Source organism: Bacillus sp. BF2-3, from assembly GCF_008368795.1.
GTDB classification, from domain to species: domain Bacteria; phylum Bacillota; class Bacilli; order Bacillales; family Bacillaceae_G; genus Bacillus_A; species Bacillus_A cereus.
The window spans coordinates 15730-34787 of the sequence record NZ_QOSA01000023.1; the positions used below are offsets into that span (position 1 = coordinate 15730).

Consider the following 19058-nt stretch of genomic DNA (forward strand, 5'->3'; position numbering starts at 1 on the left):
CTTACCAAACTACCTCTTAACTTTTCTACTACATACGATTCTATATTTCTGCTTTATTATATCGTTTTAATTTCTATACGAACAAAAAAACAATACTTATTCAAGTATTGTTTTTTAATTCTATTCAATTACTTAATGTAGCTTTTTAAGGTTTTAATTTAACTCTTTGTAATCGTAATGCATTTAATACAACGGATACAGAACTAAATGCCATCGCTGCTCCAGCAACCCAAGGGGCTAAGAAACCTAATGCCGCAATTGGAATTCCTAACGCGTTATAAGCTAATGCCCAGAATAAATTTTGTTTAATATTTCTTATCGTCATTTTACTCATAAATATCGCATCAGCAATACTATTTAAGTCACCGCGGATTAACGTTATATCCGCTGCTTCCATCGCTACATCCGTTCCCGTTCCAATTGCCATACCAATGTTCGCTGTAGCAAGAGCAGGAGCATCATTTATCCCGTCTCCAACCATCGCTACTTTCTTACCATTTGCTTGCAGTTTTTTCACTTCTTCTGCTTTTCCTTCTGGCAATACTTCTGCAATTACGTGATCAATACCAACTTGCTTTGCAATTGCCTGAGCAGTTTGTGTATTATCTCCTGTAATCATCACAACGTCTAGCCCCATTTTTTTCAGTCTTGCGATAGCTGCTTTTGAAGTATCTTTCACAGTATCTGCAACGGCAACTATACCAGCATATTCTTTATCGATTGCAATAAGCATTGCTGTTTTTCCTTCTCGTTCTAGCGCTTCCATTGATTTAGAAACTTCTTCAATATCAATATTGAATTTCTTCATTAATCGACGTGTACCAATTAATAAGTGTTTTCCTTCTACAACTGATTCGATACCAAATCCCGGAATCGCTTCAAACGTTTCTGAACTCGGGATATCAATTTTCTTTTCTTTAATTCCTTCTACAATCGCTTCTGCAAGCGGATGTTCAGAATTTCTTTCTGCTGCCCCTACTAATCTAAGCAGTTCATTTTCATTGAATCCATCTGCTACAATTACATCTGTTAATACCGGCTTCCCATTTGTCACTGTACCCGTTTTATCTAGAATAACCGTATCTAATCGGTGCGTTGCTTCTAAATGCTCTCCACCTTTAAATAAAATACCATACTCAGCCGATCTTCCTGATCCTGCCATAATAGATGTAGGCGTTGCAAGACCTAATGCACATGGACAAGCAATAACAAGTACTGCTATCATTTTCTCAAGTGCTCCGCCAAAATCACCAGGTGTAACAAATATCATCCATACTGCAAATGTGATAATCGCAATCACAACTACAACCGGTACGAAAATACCTGAAATTTGATCTGCTACCCTTTGAATAGGAGCTTTTGAACCTTGTGCCTCTTCTACTACTTTAATAATTTGAGCTAATGCAGTATCTCTTCCTACCTTAGTTGCTTTCACTTTTAAAAATCCATTTTTATTTATTGTCGAACCTATTACTACATCCCCAATTGACTTATCAACAGGAATACTTTCACCCGTTAACATCGATTCATCAATTGCTGACTTTCCTTCTACAATCTCACCATCTACTGGTATTTTTTCACCAGGCTTTACATAGACGATATCACCAGCTACTACTTCTTCAATCAAAATTTTTATTTCTGTTCCATCTCGCACAACTGTAGCTGTCTTCGCTTGTAAACCCATCAATTTTTTAATTGCTTCTGATGAGCGCCCTTTTGCTTTCGCTTCAAATAATTTACCTAAAATAATTAATGTAATAAGTACCGCACTCGTTTCAAAATATAAATCTGTCATATGTTCCGAAGAACCAATAGATTGAATACTTAAATATACACTATAGAAGTACGCGGCCGACGTTCCAAGCGCCACGAGAACATCCATATTAGCACTTTTATTGCGTAACGCTTTATAAGCCCCAACATAAAACTGTCCACCAATGATAAATTGAACAGGAGTTGCAAGTGCTAGTTGCACCCAAGGGTTCATTAACATATCCGGTAAATAAATAAATGACGTAAATGAGAAATGACTAACCATTGCCCACAATAATGGGAAAGATAAAATAAACGAAATAATAAACTTCTTCTTTTGTCTTTCAATTTCTTGTAATCGATGATCAGTTGATGCATCTTGATTATCTGGTTTCACTTCTAATTTATATCCTAGCTTCGTAATCGCGCTCTTCATTTCATTTACATTAACTTCATCAGGGTTAAAGTCTACTGTGGCTGATTCTAAAGCAAAATTTACTGTCGCCTTGTTCACACCATCTAACTTATTTAAACGCTTTTCAACTCTATTTGCACATGCTGCACATGTCATTCCTGAAACAGTAAATTCAGCTTTATCACTTACAATTCCATATCCTAATGATTCAACTTTTTCTTTAAATTGTTGCGGATTTGTTTTAGTTGGATCGTACATTATTTTTGTTTTTTCAAGCGCAAAATTTACATTTGCCTCATGAACACCTTCTACTTTTTTTAGACCTTTTTCAATTCTATTTGCACATGCCGCACATGTCATTCCTGATATTTGAAGATTGGCCTCTTTTTTTTCATTCATGTCTCTCACCTCTATATACCCTTATGAGGTATAATGATTAGCAAAATAAATCGTACTTCATTTAAAGTACGATTTATTTCCATATCTAAAAATAATTATTGAACATCGTATCCTTGATCTTCGATTACAGCAACGATATCTTTTAATGTGACAGCAGACGAGTCGATAGTAACTTCAACAGTTCCTTCTGCTAATTGAACCTTCACTTGTTCAACACCGTTTAGCTCTTTCACACTGCTTTCGATAGCATTTACACAATGTCCACAAGACATACCTTCAACCTGTAATGTTAACTGTTCCATTTAAAATCCTCCTCTTGTTTATTCATTGTTTGTTAATCACAATTACATCTTACCATACCCCCCTAAGGTAATCAATGGTTTTGTATCATGATTTTTCAATTATTTTCTAAAAGTTTATTTTACACACACTTTTTCACTACAATACACCCAAATCCAATATGAGGGTAAACAAAAAAACAAGCCAGTTAAATACTAGCTTGTTTTTACGCTTTTGAAAAACGTTCAAATACTGTCATTAATTCTTCAATTGCTTCGTCACCATTTCCATTTTTAATAGCTCCTGAAACACAATGACTCGTATGATTTTTGAGAACGCCCATTCCTACTTTTTTCATCGCTGCATTAATCGCTGAAATTTGCACTAAAATATCTACGCAATAACGATCATTTTCAATCATGTTTTGAATACCGCGGACCTGTCCTTCAATTCTCTTTAATCTATTTATAATCTGTTCTTTTTCTTTTTCTGATCTATGTGTTACTGCTTCATGCTCTTTATGATCCATATTATCACCTTCTTAAAGTTTCTCTTCATCCAATAAAACAATTGTTTTTTATGAGTATATCAATTATAGCATTAAATATCTACGCATGATACCCCATAAGAGTATATTTACACTTTATGATTATTCTTAACAACGCATTAGCTTCTTAATCTCAATTTTCAGTATACCCTTTCCTTTTTGTCAAAAAATCATTATATCTCTCATCAAAATTCAATAAAGTGAAACAAGAATAAGCGGGGATTACCCGCCCCCGCTTATTCTTCATCTATAATGTTTTAATTTAAATTTTCAGATATTTAACCTGAGAATTTTTTCTTTCCATATATAATTATTGCTGATCACATACTTTTGTATCATTCACTACTGAAGTTCCTTCAACGGTTACCGTATGAAAACAGTCATTTACTCGAACTGTCACAACATTATCTTGCCGATCAATGATATGATATTCATTAAAATTTTTATTTAGAGCACTGCGAATTTGTTCTCCTTCATAAATTGGAATGCCATGTGATAGAACCCAAATAAGTCCAGCGATAGCAAGAATAGTTTTCATACGATCTACCTCCTTGGGAATATAGTGAACTTTTCATCCATACTTTTTCAGCTCTACAAATCATGATCGGAATAAACCAAGCCTTTTTGGAAATAAGTTCATTTCGTCTATTTTATGTTTATGCTAATTGTGACCGTTTTGTGACAACTTTTTGTCTCTTTAGACGAAAAGTTGAAACAAAACTTTCGAAAAGGACAATTCTACACATTAAAAAAGGTTATGGAATGTTTCATCCATAACCTTTTTTCCTATACGTAACTAATAAACCTCAATCCTTTACTTAAAGACGTCGGCACAACAGATGCATGATTCTCCCCTTCAGCTTCATAAAACTTAAATTTAAGTTTATCGTGGTTTACTTGGAGAAGGCGCTCTGATAATTCATTTGCACCTACAACCATATGCTCTCGTTCAAGTGATCCAACTGTAAGGAACACTCCTGTTTCAAACTTAGCATTGTTTAATTCATGTATAAGGTTCTCTTCTTTTTCAAGAACGGATTTATTATTCCACCATATAGATGGACTACTAATAAAATAATTTTGAAAAGCGTTTAAGTTTGTAAATAGTATATGCAAAGCAAATAGTCCACCTAAAGAATGTCCAAATAACGTTTGCTTACTTTTATCAATCTCAAAATTCTTTTCAATTTGTGGTTTCAGTTCTTCTTCAATAAAAGTAAAGAAATTATGTGCTCCTCCTGTTTTAGGCCACGGTTTACCGTCTGGTTTTAAAGGGGCATCTTTTGAAATTACGCTAGGCGTAAAATCATAGCACCTTTCTTCCCCTGAAAATGCGCCTTCAATCGGATAACCCACTCCAACTATAACAGCTGGTGAAACACCAGTTTTTTCCGCTCTTACTGATTGTATTTTAACTGCTTCATGAAATGTTTGAAAAAAGGCATTGCCATCTAATACGTAAATAACGGGATATCCTGAATCCGGTGCTGGTTGCCTCGGCTTTGAAATATGAATTTGATATTCCTTACCTTCTAATTTTGAATACATTTTCCACTGCTCTGTATTAGATGTTATAATCTGCTGTTTTTCAATTGTAGTATTCACCCTATCCCCCCCTTTTAACTTGTTACATATATTTCGATTTTTTCTTCTTGAGATACAACGCTATCATAACCGAAACAAACAGGAGCCCCATTATGCGGATCAATCATGACACGCGCATCAATATGAAATACTTCTTTTAACACTTCATTTGTAATGATTTCTTCTGGGCTACCAGTTGTAACAATTTCGCCTTCCTTCATTGCAATAATTTCATCTGAAAACCTTGATGCATGGTTAATATCATGTAATACCATAACAACCGTACAATTATGTTCTTTATTTAACTTCTCCACAATTTGTAATACATCTAATTGATGAGACATATCAAGGTATGTAGTTGGCTCATCTAATAGCAACACTTCTGTCTCTTGTGCTAATGCCATCGCTAGCCATACCTTTTGTCTTTGACCACCTGATAAATTTGCAATTTGTCTCGTTCGAAATTCAGAAGTTTTCGTTATATCTAATGCCCAATCAATCATTTCTTTATCTTTTGTCGTTAACTTATTTACGTTATTTCGATGTGGATAGCGTCCATAAGAAATTAATTCTTCCACTTTAAGCTCACCTGGTGCAATTGGAGTTTGCGGGAGTAAAGCTAACTGCTTCGCAATTTCTTTCGTTGGAATTGTATGTAAATCCTGTCCTTGCAAATATACTTTACCGCTTTTTTGTTTTAAAATTCTTCCCATTGTTTTTAACAATGTCGATTTACCGCAACCGTTTGGACCTATAATTGTCGTTACTTTTCCTTCTTGTATTTCCACATTTAAATCGCGAAACACTGTAAGCTTTTCATAACTTGTTTCTAAATTTTTTGCACTTAAAATACTCACTTTTATTCCTCCTCTTACGCTTTCGCCTTATAAAGTAAATATAAGAAATACGGTACACCGACAATAGAAATAACGATTCCAACTGGTAGCTCTACAGGTGTAAAAACTGTTTTCGCAATAAAGTCTGAAGCAATTACAAGAAACATTCCGATTACGCCGCACGTAGGAATTATATACTTATGTTGAATACCGACAAGCCTTTTCGCTATATGCGGTGCCATTAAGCCAATAAAACCGATACTCCCTGAAACAGCAACACATGCGCTCACAAGCCCGATACTACTTAATAGTAAAATCGATTTCTCTCTTTCTACTGAAACACCTAAACTTGTAATACTCGTTTCTTCCAATTGAAATAAATCTAATAAATAAGCTTTCTTTTGTATAAGCGGAATTAAGATAATAAGCCATGGTAACATAGCCACAATATACTTCCAGTTTGCACTATATATGCTTCCAGACACCCACACTGCGGCCATTTCAAAATCAGTTGACTTCATTTTGAGTGATAAGTACATAGAAAAGGCTCCAAATCCTGATCCAATTGCAATCCCTGTTAATAAAAGTCGCTGCGAATCTAATTTACCGTTTTTCCAAGAAAACAGATAAATGATGATAGCTGCACCTAATCCGCCTACTAAACCAAACATTGGCATCATCATAATAGAAACCCAGTCTGTGCTTTTTAATTGCCCTTGAAAGAAAAACATAAAAATGACAATCGCTGTTCCTGCTCCGGCATTTACGCCTAAAATACCTGGGTCCGCCAACCCATTTCTCGTAATCCCTTGAATAACGGCACCCGCAACACCAAGGCCTAATCCTACTAATCCAGCAATTACGATGCGCGGAAGGCGAAACTCAAAAATAACTAAATCATGTTCTGGTACTGGATCAATTCTAAACAGTGTTTTAAATACATCTGTAATCGTAATGTCGAACGTACCATTTGTTAAACTAATATAAATAGCACATAGTATTAAAAATATAATAATCCCCATCGTCATTCCGAAACGTTGACTTGAACTTTTAAGCATGTCTCTCTCCTCCTCTAGTACGGATTAAATAAAGGAAGAAAGGAATTCCAATTAAAGAGGTAACGACTCCAATAGGTGTTTCAAATGGATAGTTTACAAATCTACTCAAAACGTCACATAACGCTAAGAAAACGCCACCAATAACACCTGCACATGGCAAAATCCACTTATAATCTACCCCAATTATAAAGCGCGTAATGTGCGGAATAATTAAACCTACAAAACCAACTTTCCCCACTAAAGCAACTGCTGTTCCTGTTAAGAAAATTACCGATAAAATTGCCATCGCTTTAACTAGTTTTGTACGTTGCCCTAAATTAATAGAAACCTCTTCGCCTAATGAAAGAATGGTAATAGATTTTGATATTAACAATGCTAAAATTATTCCAATTATCCCAAACGGTATCGTGATTTTAATGATATTAGGATCTACTTGATCTAACTTTGCATTAAACCAAAAACTAACATTTTGAGAAATTTGGAAATACGAAGCCATTGCAGCCGATACACTACTTAAAAATGTTCCAATAACTGTTCCTATAATCGCTAACCTAACTGGTGATAAGCCATTTTGAAGGAGCGAACCAAAACCAAACACGATACCGGCTCCTAGTGCAGAACCAATCATTGAACATACAACCATACCAATTGATGACATTCCCGGAAGAAAAATCATGCTAAGTGTAATAACAAAGGCAGCGCCATCCGTCACACCCATAATAGAAGGGGATGCAAGATAGTTTCTTGTCATCCCCTGCATAAGTGCTCCTGATATGGCTAGAAATGCTCCGACTAAAAGAGCTGCAACTACCCTTGGTAAACGTGAAGTAATAATAATATTATGATTTACATCGCTTGAATCAAAATGAAATAATGCGTTCCACACTGTTTCAGCGTCAATACTTTTTGCCCCATACAAAATCGAAAGTATAATTGTAAATAAGATGAGTATGGGTGCTATACATAATATAGTTACTGGTACTGCATTTGTTTTCTGCATATCATTCAACGCACCTTACTTATTGTATTATTTAGATAAATTTTTCACGGCTTCTTTTAAGAATGCTGTTTTACTCCAAGCTGTACCACCTTGTGCCATTGGATCTACAACATTTACAAATACTTTCTTTTCCTTCGCAGCATTCATACTTTGCCAAATTGGATTACTTTCAATTTCTTCTAACACTTTCGGGTTTTTATTTTCACTTGCCTCATATTGTAAGAAAATATAATCTGGGTTAAGTTCAGCAAGTTTTTCAAATGAAATTTTCTCTTGTGCTTTTACAGTTTTCAATTGTTCTGGAGCAGTTAGTCCAAGATCTTTATAAATTACAGGATTGAAGTATACTCCTTCTGGATATAGGAATAATTCGTTTGCTCTTAGTCTTATGACAAGTACTTTTTTATCTTTTAACTTATCTCCTAGTTTTGCTTTTGCTTTTTCAGCGTCCGAATTGTAATCCTTAATAATTTTTTCGGCTTTATCTTTTTTACCAGTTAATTCTCCCATTAACTTTAAGTTATCTTCCCAATTTGTTGAAACGTGTGATACCGGGAATGTAGGAGCTACTTTCGTAAACTTTTCAGCTGTTTCTGCTGGGAATTTCGTACTCGATGTAATAACATCTGGTTTTAATTGTAGTAATGTTTCGAAATTGGGTTGCATTTTCTCACCAACAGATTTAGCACCTTCTAACTCTTTTTCAAGATATTTTGGTAATTTACCACCTACAGTAATGGCACCAACTGGTTTAATTCCAAGTACTGCCGCATCTTCCATTGACTCTAAACTAGCTGTCGCAATTTTATCTACTTTTGCTGGCACTGTATACTCTTTACCTAAATATGTGATTTTTCGTTTTTCATCTTTTTTCGTTTCCGTAGCTTTTGTCTGTTGTTTTTGCTCGCCTGAAGTTTTATCCGCACTATTACATGCCGCTAAACCTACACTTAAAACTGTAACCATCCCTAAAGTAAATAATTTCTTGTTCATCTTTATATGTCTCCTCTCGAATTTTCAAACTATATTCTCAATAAAATTTAACTATATGAACCTTGTCCCATATATATATTTCATTAGATTAATAATTTTATCCAGAACTCATTCCCGTTCACTTCCCCTAGACTATAATTCTTTTACGCCTTCATCACTTGATAATCATTTTCACTGATAATGATTATCGTTACTAAGTATATATTTAATATGAAATTATTTCAAGAATGATTTGAAAAATTTTAACAAACTGAATTAAAAAAAGAAGTATCTCCCTGGGAGATACTTCTTTTTTTTTAGAAATTTATATGTATATGAAATTATTTCAAGAATGATTTGAAAAATTTTAACAAACTGAATTAAAAAAAGAAGTATCTCCCTAATATTAGGGAGATACTTCTTTTTTTTTAGAAATTTATATGTAATTCAACTGGACAATGGTCTGACCCCATTACTTCACTATTAATTTTCGCTTCTGTTATTTGGTCTTTCATTCTTTCCGAAACAACAAAATAATCTAAACGCCATCCGATATTTTTCGCTCTCGCGCCCATACGATACGACCACCACGAGTATGCACCTTCTTGATTAGGATAAAGGTAACGATATGTATCAATAAATCCTTCTTCTAAAATACATGAAAATTTCTCTCGTTCCTCATCAGAGAATCCAGGATTTTCACGATTACTTTTCGGATTTTTCAAATCGATTTCTTTATGAGCAACATTTAAGTCTCCACAAAAAATAACTGGTTTCTTCTCATCTAATCGTTTGATATAGGACCTGAAATCATCTTCCCATTTCATTCTGTAATCTAATCGTTCTAATCCACGTTTTGAATTTGGTGTATATAACGTTATCATGTAAAAATCTTCGAATTCTAAAGTAATAAGTCGCCCTTCTTGATCATGCTCTTCAATGCCTAAACCATATGTAACTGAAAGCGGTTCTTTTTTCGAAAAAATAGCAGTTCCTGAATATCCTTTTTTCACAGCATAATTCCAGTATGTATAATATCCCTCTAAATTTAAATCAATTTGCCCTTCTTGTAATTTAATCTCTTGTAGACAAAATATGTCAGCACTTGATTCCTCAAGATATTCCAAAAATCCACCTTTTGCGATAACAGCTCGCAAACCATTTACATTCCATGAAATTAACTTCATTTATAGTCCTCCTCTTGATGTTTATTTCCAAATTTCATGCTATCACAAAATAGAAAACAATCATATTTTCACCTTTGTAATCTTGCTCTTACATTTATGAATACATACATACGCACTTTATTCAGGTTATACTAATTTCAGAGGTGATGTTCTATGCACAATGAAGGAGTTACATTAACAAATGAGTATTGGCAAGCAATTATTCATAATGATTCTTCCTATGATAGCAAATTCTTTTATGCTGTGAAATCAACTGGAATCTTTTGCAGACCATCATGCAAATCAAGAATACCGAATAGAAACAATGTACGAATTTTTCATCATGCAGAGCAAGCATTAAGTGAGAACTTTCGCCCGTGCAAACGTTGTAAGCCAAATGGGATCACTTTACCTAATGAAGAGTGGGTAGAACAAATTAAAGACTATATCGAAAAGCATTATGACGAATCCTTAACTCTCGACATGCTTGCGGAAATGTGTCACGGTAGCCCTTTTCATTTACAACGTACTTTCAAAAGAATAATAGGGTTAACTCCTATAGAATATATACAACAATTCAGGGTTCTTAAAGCAACCGAATACCTTTTACACACAAATCAATCTATTAAAGAAATTAGTACTGCTGTCGGGATAGAAAACCCAGAGTATTTCGCAACTTTATTTAAAAAGAAAACCGGATTTACTCCTACTGAATATCGAAAAAAGAACGAAATGAAAGAGGGATACGATAATGAATTCCTACAAAAATAATTATATATATTGGACGCTACTTACACATAAAAATTGGCGATTTCATATTGCTGCAACTGAAAATGGACTATGTTTCATTGGATCACAAGACGAAAACTTTGAAGAATTAAATATATGGGCTAGAAAAAAACTGCCCCAACATATATTGACCCATAGTCCAGGTTACTTGCAAATATATACGCAAGAAGTTATCGAGTATTTAGAAAACAAGCGAGAAACTTTTACATTTCCTATCGATGCTTATGGAACTAATTTTCAATTATCTGTTTGGAATACGGTACGTGAAATTCCTTATGGAAAGACATATTCTTATACAGAAATTGCTGAAAGAATTCAAAAACCTAAAGCTGTGCGCGCCGTTGCTTCTGCTATTGCTGCTAACCCTCTTCTTATTACCATTCCTTGTCACCGCGTTATTGGGAAGAATGGGAAACTAACCGGATTTAGGGGTGGATTAGAAATGAAGAAAAAATTGCTTACATTAGAAAAGTTGCAGGTGGAATTCATATGACAGCAGAATATAATAGCGCATTATCTATAGCAGTTCCAAAAGAATTTTGTTTCCAAGAAAATTTACGTTATCTATCACGCTCTAACAATGAATGTATGTTCCATATTGAAGATAACAAAATTTATAAAGTTATCCCTGTTCAAGATGTAAATCCTTTAGTTGAAATTAGTGTGAATACAGATGGGAATATTCAAATACGTTGTTTAGAAGAACCATATACATCTGAAAAATCGATACGTGAAGCTGTAGTTAACTATGTAAAAGAATGGTTTGATTTAACTACTGATTTAGCCCCATTTTATACATTAGCTAAACATGATTTACTCCTTCAAGGACCAATTGAACAATATTATGGCCTTCGTACTTTAGGCATTCCAGACTTATTTGAGGCACTTTCCTGGGGAATTATCGGTCAACAAATTAACTTAACATATGCTTATACACTAAAAAGGAGATTAGTTGAGCAATTTGGAAGTTATGTAGAATGGGACGATAGAAAACATTGGATATTCCCATCACCTGAAACAATTGCAAATCTACATGTAGAAAATCTTCAACAATTAAAAATGACGACTAGAAAATGTGAATATTTAATCGGTATTGCGAAGCTTATTACAGAGAGAAAATTATCAAAAGAGGATTTACTGCAAACACAAGATGTAAAGGTTGCTGAGAAACAATTAACTGCTATCCATGGTATAGGACCATGGACTGCCAACTATGTTTTAATGCGTTGTTTAAGATTTCCTTCGGCTTTTCCAATTGATGATGTTGGTCTGCATAATGCAATTAAATTTATAACAGGTTCCGAAAATAAACCGACAAAAAATGAAATAAAAGATTTCGCGGCAAACTGGGCTAATTGGGAGTCTTATGCGACTTTTTATTTGTGGCGAGTACTATATTAAAAGAACCAAGTAGCACATTCGTACTACTTGGTTCTTTTTTAAGCTTGCTCCTCAAAACGTCTTGCAATTTCCACAATAACTTGAACGGCTTTTTCCATAGTATCTACCGAAACATACTCAAATTTACCGTGATAGTTTTCACCACCAGTGAAAATATTCGGCGTCGGTAATCCCATATATGATAATTGTGATCCATCTGTGCCTCCGCGAATCGGATGAATATTTGGTTCAATGTCTAAACTTTTCATTGCTTCATATGCAATATCAACAATTTCTCTTACCGGTTCAATTTTTTCAAGCATGTTATAGTATTGATCATTCATTTCTAAAACGACTGCATCTTCGCCATATTTTTCTTGCATAGTCTTCACAATATTTTTAACGTTATTTTTACGTGCCTCAAAATTTTCACGATCAAAGTCTCGAATAATATAATATGCTTTACTTTGCTCAACATCACCATTTAAAGAAAGTAAATGATAGAATCCTTCATAGCCTTCTGTATATTCTGGCGCATCTTCTACTGGTAAATACCCATTAAACTCCATAGCAAGTTTAGTAGCATTGCGCATTTTATTTTTTGCTGTTCCAGGATGTGTATTCGTTCCGTTAAACGTTAACTTAGCACCTGCAGCATTAAAACTTTCATACTCTAAACCACCTAATGGACCTCCATCCATCGTATAAGCGAATGATGCACCAAACGCTTCTACATCAAAATGCGCTGGCCCACGACCAATTTCTTCATCCGGTGTAAATGCTACTCTTATTTTCCCGTGCTTAATTTGTGGATTATGTATTAAATGGTTCATTGCAACCATAATTTCTGTAAGACCAGCTTTATCATCTGCTCCTAGAAGTGTTGTACCATCAGTTGTAATAATGGTATGTCCTTTATATGATGGTAATTCCGGGAACTGCTCTGGTGTTAACACAACATTTAGCTCTTCATTTAACGTAATTGCATTACCATCAAAATTTTCATGAATTTGTGGTTTGACGTTTTTCCCTGTAAAGTCTGTTGCCGTATCTAAATGGGCTAAAAATCCGATTACAGGAACATCCTTGTCCGTATTAGCTGGAAGTGTTGCCATTACATAGCCATTATCATCCATCGTTACTTCTGTTAAACCAATTTCTTTTAGCTCTTCCACTAATAACTTACCAAACTCAATTTGTCCTGGTGTTGTTGGTACTGTATGACTTTCTTCATTTGATTGCGTATCAATTTTTACATATCTCGTAAATCTTTCAATAAGTTCTTGTTTCAAGTTCATTCACTCCCTTTTATGTTCCTCCCTCCATTATAATCCTTAAAACGAAATATTTTAACTTTTTTGACTGTGAAGATGTATATTTCATTTACATTGTTAACACTTTTACATAACAAAAAGAAAATTAGTGAACATATTTAAAGTACAGCTTAATACAAATAAATTCACCCTATTTACGACTCTCATCGCAAATAGGGTGTTTCTGTTTTTATCTCGCAATTTAAGAATATATACTACTCATTTACAATAAAAGTATATACATCATCATAAATACAGCCATTTACTTTAATCACATACTTCCCAGGTTTATTAAAACTAATTGTGTATTTATTTAACTGAATTGCTTCTTTATCTCCAGAAAGAATATCAATGCTTCTGCCACTTAATACATACAATTCATTTAGATTCATCGTTACATCAATTGTATTGAAATTTTCTACTTTCACTTGCTGTGCTTCCGCAACGCTTACACTTGGTTCTAAAAACAGTAATCCACTTAATCCAATCGTCCCCGCTAAAGCAACTCCCGCAAACTTTTTAATCTGTTTCATTACAATGACCTCCTTATAGATTTTACGTAAAGGCAATGTCCTCCCTTACACCACAAAGCCTATATGTAATGAAATGAAAAGTAAACGGGGACTGTAAGACAAAATTCTACATCTTTTTCTCCTATTGAATATAAATCCAACGTTTGGAATTTTGACACATTTAAAATTGTTTCCCTAAACCAATTTCTCCATAATTTATTCAAAGACTGAATAATTACTTATTTATTTAACATTCTAACAATAGTTGATAAAGATGCTTTCTATTCAAAAAAAGACTTTGCTATAAAAGTAACTTTTACAACAAAATCCATGCAACTAATTTTATTCAGCTTTCCATAATCTCTCTACATTCATTAATTGTTCTTCTTTAAATTCCATCTTATATATATCCGGTTTTGACGTATTCATTAAAAATTCAAAACCATATTGTTTATCAAAATAGTTCATCATTAATGTCATGACAAGCCCATGTGTACCAATTACAATTTTGCATCCTCGAAAATCCATTAAGATTTCTTTTAATACTTTCACTACTCTTCTCTGGCAATCTGCATATGACTCTCCTTGCGTTCGTGCAAAGTCCGGATTAGAGAACATCTTCTGTACAAGTGGATACACCTCTTTGTCTGATATAACCTGCTCCTCACTTGAAAACATACACTCTTTAAGATTTTCATATACTACTATTTCTTTTTCATGGAAATTAGCTGACTCCTCTATCGTTAGCATAGCCCGATTATAAGGACTGGAAATAAAAGTATCAATCCTCTCCGCTTTTAATATGTCAGTTACTCTACGGGCATCCATATGTCCCCTCTCAGTTAATCCACGCATTCTTTCATTTCCTTCTAGTTTTGGTGATTCACCGTGTCTAACCATATAAATATATGTGCTCATAATTTCTCCTTAAAATTTTTTATAAAGTGAAACTTTAATCAGCCCTCACTAATCGGGCTGCCCGGCAAATAGCAAGATAAGTTAATAAATCACGTTCATTTATCCCATTTCAACACTTAGGGGTAATACTAAAATACTTTATAAACTGTGCTGATTTGTTCGTCTAATCCATTCTCCTACTAAACTCTCAAATAATTCAGGCTGCTCAATTTGCAAATTATGCCCTGCCATATCTAACACTGCTAATGTTGCCCTTGGATATTCTTCAATAATTTCTATAATATTTTGATAACCTACTGATATATCTTGTCTTCCAGTCAGTAAAAGAACGGGATTTTCATATTTTTCATGCTGAAAATCCATAGTAAGAGAGTAATTCTTTTGCAACCTTTCAATAAATTCATAATTAGCAACATCTAACCCAGGCTTAATTTCTTCTTTAAATCGCTTATATGTATATTCATTTGCTATTACAGCTAACTCACAAAACTCCTCTCTTTCTGCGGAAGTGAGCGTATTTAAAAATTCCTCATCTTGTACAATTACCTGTTTATCTGGAAGAATCCTTTTTTCTGGCTCCGCTACAACAACAGGACATACTAATAGTAATCCGCTAACTCTCTCAAACATCTTTGCAAGTATACCTTTGGCTAAATAGCCTCCATATGATTCTCCTACCAATAAAAATTTTTCAGTAGAAATGATTTCCTCAATAAATGTGATAAGCACTTCTACTATACGATCTGAACTATTTATCCAATTTGGAGCATTCGATTTTCCCATTCCAGGTAAATCAATATATATTCGCTTATAACCTTCATATTTCTGAAATACTGATTCCATACATTTCATCATTAACCTATGGTCAGGGGCGCAGCCATGTATGATAATGACCGGTTTACCCTCTCCCACAATTTCATAGTATATTTCTGCATCTTTAATTCGATATATCATAAAAAAGCCTCCCTATTTAGTGGCAATACTATTCCACTCTGTAAGAATACACGTTCTTATTTTATATCTTTTCTCAACATTTTCACAAATATTAATCTTCAGATTAAAAATAAAAAGCTCACCAAAAAAAGATACTCATCATTTTATATGCAATTTTGCATCTCCACTTACAAATCACTAAAAAAACTTTACAATTCAAAGGATGACTAAATATACAATTTCTATTTAAAGTCTTGATACAGTCTATACTATCAACCGTAATATTTTTTCAACCTTAAGAATACTTACACTCTTTAACACTTTCCTTATAAACATGATTTTTATAAGGAAATCTGATACAATTCTTAAATAATATTATTATGTATAGATATAACGAACATAGTGCATAATTAAAGAAGGTGATTTCATTGAAATTAAATAAAAATTTACAATTATGTATATTAATCGGAACATTAATATGCTATTCAATCTATTTTATGTTTTTCTATCTGTTCCCTACTCATTTTTCAAATTCAGATGTACGCTTCGCTTCACTTGTCGTTGAAGCCATTACATTTGTATCACTGATTTACTCTATATATTCTAAAAAAGTCAGTTCAAATCCGTTTTGGATATGTATTACAATAGCAATTGGTAGTTTTTTATTAGGGAAAATAGTATATACATATCAAGATAGCTTCTTCGAAATTCCAATACATCGTTTTACGGTTTCTGATGTATTTTACATGTTTTTTCTATTTTTCTGTCTTATCGCTTTCTGCTATAAAATCTTAAAGGAATGCAATAAATGGGAAAAAGCGTTCTTTATTTGTGATATATGCATAGTGCTTACTTCCATATTTACATTAGAATGGTATTTATTTAATCAACCAAATTTAAATATATTCGCTCTTTCACTAGGAGATGTTTTCCTTTCATTTTTATACCCAATTGCAGATTTATTATTTCTACTGCTAGGTGTTAGTCTCTTTTTCCGTCCAACAATTTTTAATTCCAAACGGAAAATTTATATCTTTATTTTTGTATTAATAAGTTCTGCAACTTTTAACTATATTTATTTTTACTTAAATAACCACTTATCAACTGAAACGATAATATTATTACGTCTTTTATATAGAATACCTATATTACTTATTGCAATAGCTGGCTCTATTTCAGAAGATCACAATAGCCATAAAAATTATTTCCTTGTAAACCCTATAATAGGAAAAAAAGCTTTAGTTGTATTTCCCTACCTTGCTGTTGCAATACTAATCGGGTTTACATTAAAAGAACAAACATCATCTTCAACTCTCATTACAGGAAATTGTATTACTTTTATTTTCGTACTCATTCGTCATTCTATCGTACGTATGCAAAACAATTCCTTAACAAAACGTTTGCAGGCATTTAATGCCCAACTAGAAGAAAAAGTTACTTTACGGACTTCTGATTTAGTTCATAAATCAGAGGCTCTTTCTCAAAAACAGCAAAAGTTTAAATCATTATATGAATATCATCCTGACCCTATTTTCACCATTGATTTAAATGGAATATTCTTAAATGTAAATAAGGCTGGGAGTGTACTACTTGGAGCACCAACAGATGAGTTACTCGGTGAAACTTGTTTTTCGATTATTTTAGATGAAGATAAGCATAAGCTAGCATTGGCGTTAGAGAAAGTGAAACAACAAGAATCGGCATCCTTACAACTTAGTTCTCAATATAAAGATGGCTTTACTTATTTTTTATACGTTACAATCATTCCTATTATAATAGACGGACAAATTTCAGGAAGCTATATTATGGTGAAAGATATTACTGCACTAAAAAAACAGCAAGAAGAAATAAAATATTTAGCATTCCATGACACTGTAACGAAAATTGGTAACCGTGCCTTTTTCCATAAGAAATTAAAGAGAGTTATAAAAAATGCTGAAATAACAGAAAGCGAGTTTGCATTATTATATTTAGATTTAGATCGCTTTAAAGCAATTAACGATACACTTGGACATTCATCAGGAGACTACATATTAGAAGAAGTAGCAAAGCGCTTCCAATCATGTCTTCCATCACATACTCATCTTTCAAGAATCGGTGGCGATGAATTTACAATCATAATTGAAAACTATACTGACGAAGATTACTTATTCCAATTATGTAACCAATTATTTAAATGCATGAAAAAGTCATTTATCATACATGAGCATAAATTAACTTTATCACTGAGTATCGGCATCGCTATTTATCCACATTCCGGAATCGATACCGCTACACTTCTGAAAAACGCTAATGTTGCAATGTATGATGCAAAAGCAAAAGAACTTAACTCTGTATCTATTTATGACGATGTAATCGCTAAAAAAATTGAAAGACGATTGCGATTAGAAAAAGATTTACCAAACGCACTACAAAATGAAGAATTGTTCCTTTTGTATCAACCTCAAGTTGATAGTGAATCTAATAAAATTATCGGTGCAGAAGCTTTAATTAGGTGGAATCATCCTGAATTAGGTATTATTTCTCCATACGAGTTTATTCCGATTGCAGAAGAAACACTACAAATTATTTCAATAGGTAAATGGACATTAGAGCAGGCTTGTAAACAAATGAAACGTTGGCACGCACTCGGATATTCACATTTAAAAATAGGTGTAAATTTATCTGCTAAGGAATTTGAACAAGAGGATTTTGTAAAATCTATTTCTTCTACTTTAACAAATACAGGTTTACCAGCAAGCTCTCTTGATCTTGAATTAACAGAGCGAATTGCAATGATGGATGAGCGAGAAACATTGATAAAACTGCGTACACTAAAAAGTTTAGGGATTCACATTTCTATCGACGATTTTGGTACAGGTTATTCTTCGCTAGCCTACTTACCTTTGTATCCAATTGATACGTTAAAAATCCCGAGAGAATTTATTACAATGTCTGAAACATGTGATGATGGAATGGAAATTATTAAAACGATCATCACATTAGCAAATACATTAGGAATGTCTGTCATTGCTGAAGGTGTAGAAACGAAAGAGCACGTAAATTTCCTTCAAAAAAATAAATGTCAGTTTATTCAAGGTTATTATTACAGTAAACCTATTCATATTCATGCATTTACTGAGCTATTAGAAAACGGCATTCACCCATAGTACATAACTAATTAGAACAAATATAGCAAAAAGGAAAGAAGATACCTTCTTTCCTT

The 19058-nt window shown here is 33.4% G+C and carries 18 protein-coding genes; 4 read left to right on the top strand and 14 right to left on the bottom strand.

Annotated features, from left to right (window positions below; genetic code table 11):
- Positions 1-145: 145 nt before the first annotated feature.
- From DN401_RS17460 to DN401_RS17505, 10 genes are all read right to left on the bottom strand, one after another.
- Positions 146-2566 (bottom strand): heavy metal translocating P-type ATPase, encoded by a 2421-nt coding sequence (locus DN401_RS17460; protein WP_149287890.1) that lies wholly within the window; start codon positions 2564-2566, stop codon positions 146-148.
- Positions 2567-2661: 95 nt separating this feature from the next.
- Positions 2662-2868, bottom strand: coding sequence for a copper chaperone CopZ (gene copZ, locus DN401_RS17465; protein ID WP_000436973.1), 207 nt, complete (start codon positions 2866-2868; stop codon positions 2662-2664).
- Positions 2869-3071: 203 nt separating this feature from the next.
- On the bottom strand, positions 3072-3374 hold the full coding sequence (locus DN401_RS17470) for a metal-sensing transcriptional repressor (protein ID WP_000349637.1): 303 nt from the start codon (positions 3372-3374) through the stop codon (positions 3072-3074).
- Between the two features lie 328 nt (positions 3375-3702).
- Positions 3703-3930, bottom strand: coding sequence for a hypothetical protein (locus DN401_RS17475; RefSeq protein WP_000849103.1), 228 nt, complete (start codon positions 3928-3930; stop codon positions 3703-3705).
- A 248-nt stretch (positions 3931-4178) separates the two neighbouring features.
- Positions 4179-4997 (bottom strand): alpha/beta hydrolase, encoded by an 819-nt coding sequence (locus tag DN401_RS17480; protein ID WP_001098322.1) that lies wholly within the window; start codon positions 4995-4997, stop codon positions 4179-4181.
- A 14-nt stretch (positions 4998-5011) separates the two neighbouring features.
- The gene (locus DN401_RS17485; RefSeq protein WP_000025765.1) at positions 5012-5833 is read right to left on the bottom strand and encodes an ABC transporter ATP-binding protein; all 822 of its coding nucleotides are present in this window, start codon (positions 5831-5833) and stop codon (positions 5012-5014) included.
- A 14-nt stretch (positions 5834-5847) separates the two neighbouring features.
- Positions 5848-6870, bottom strand: a complete 1023-nt coding sequence (locus DN401_RS17490; protein WP_000920450.1) for a FecCD family ABC transporter permease — start codon at positions 6868-6870, stop codon at positions 5848-5850.
- Complete coding sequence (locus DN401_RS17495; protein WP_001173042.1) at positions 6863-7870, bottom strand: FecCD family ABC transporter permease; 1008 nt, start codon at positions 7868-7870, stop codon at positions 6863-6865. Before DN401_RS17495 ends, DN401_RS17490 begins: the two co-directional genes overlap by 8 nt.
- A gap of 27 nt (positions 7871-7897) precedes the next feature.
- A complete protein-coding gene (locus DN401_RS17500) occupies positions 7898-8863 on the bottom strand; it encodes an iron-hydroxamate ABC transporter substrate-binding protein (RefSeq protein WP_001035506.1) in 966 nt (321 codons plus the stop codon).
- A 407-nt stretch (positions 8864-9270) separates the two neighbouring features.
- A complete protein-coding gene (locus DN401_RS17505) occupies positions 9271-10029 on the bottom strand; it encodes an exodeoxyribonuclease III (protein WP_000767620.1) in 759 nt (252 codons plus the stop codon).
- 153 nt (positions 10030-10182) lie between these two features.
- Here DN401_RS17505 and DN401_RS17510 point away from each other — a divergent pair, with 153 nt between their 5' ends.
- From DN401_RS17510 to DN401_RS17520, 3 genes are read left to right on the top strand one after another with little or no spacing between them, the layout of a single operon-like run.
- Positions 10183-10779, top strand: a complete 597-nt coding sequence (locus tag DN401_RS17510; RefSeq protein ID WP_000551322.1) for a bifunctional transcriptional activator/DNA repair enzyme AdaA — start codon at positions 10183-10185, stop codon at positions 10777-10779.
- The gene (locus DN401_RS17515; RefSeq protein WP_001089842.1) at positions 10760-11290 is read left to right on the top strand and encodes a methylated-DNA--[protein]-cysteine S-methyltransferase; all 531 of its coding nucleotides are present in this window, start codon (positions 10760-10762) and stop codon (positions 11288-11290) included. The genes DN401_RS17510 and DN401_RS17515 overlap by 20 nt, the downstream gene beginning before the upstream one ends.
- Positions 11287-12198 (top strand): DNA glycosylase, encoded by a 912-nt coding sequence (locus DN401_RS17520; protein ID WP_000123503.1) that lies wholly within the window; start codon positions 11287-11289, stop codon positions 12196-12198. Before DN401_RS17515 ends, DN401_RS17520 begins: the two co-directional genes overlap by 4 nt.
- 38 nt (positions 12199-12236) lie before the next feature.
- Here DN401_RS17520 and pepT read toward each other — a convergent pair whose 3' ends face one another.
- The 4 genes from pepT to DN401_RS17540 form a co-directional block, all read right to left on the bottom strand.
- Positions 12237-13469, bottom strand: coding sequence for a peptidase T (gene pepT, locus DN401_RS17525; RefSeq protein WP_002164459.1), 1233 nt, complete (start codon positions 13467-13469; stop codon positions 12237-12239).
- A gap of 236 nt (positions 13470-13705) precedes the next feature.
- Positions 13706-14023, bottom strand: coding sequence for a hypothetical protein (locus tag DN401_RS17530; protein ID WP_000809495.1), 318 nt, complete (start codon positions 14021-14023; stop codon positions 13706-13708).
- A gap of 321 nt (positions 14024-14344) precedes the next feature.
- Complete coding sequence (locus DN401_RS17535) at positions 14345-14920, bottom strand: histidine phosphatase family protein (RefSeq protein WP_000109182.1); 576 nt, start codon at positions 14918-14920, stop codon at positions 14345-14347.
- 138 nt (positions 14921-15058) lie between these two features.
- On the bottom strand, positions 15059-15874 hold the full coding sequence (locus DN401_RS17540; RefSeq protein WP_000640329.1) for an alpha/beta fold hydrolase: 816 nt from the start codon (positions 15872-15874) through the stop codon (positions 15059-15061).
- Positions 15875-16281: 407 nt separating this feature from the next.
- On the opposite strand from DN401_RS17540, the gene DN401_RS17545 reads away from it, so the two are divergent.
- A complete protein-coding gene (locus DN401_RS17545) occupies positions 16282-19002 on the top strand; it encodes a sensor domain-containing protein (protein WP_000773557.1) in 2721 nt (906 codons plus the stop codon).
- Positions 19003-19058: the final 56 nt, after the last annotated feature.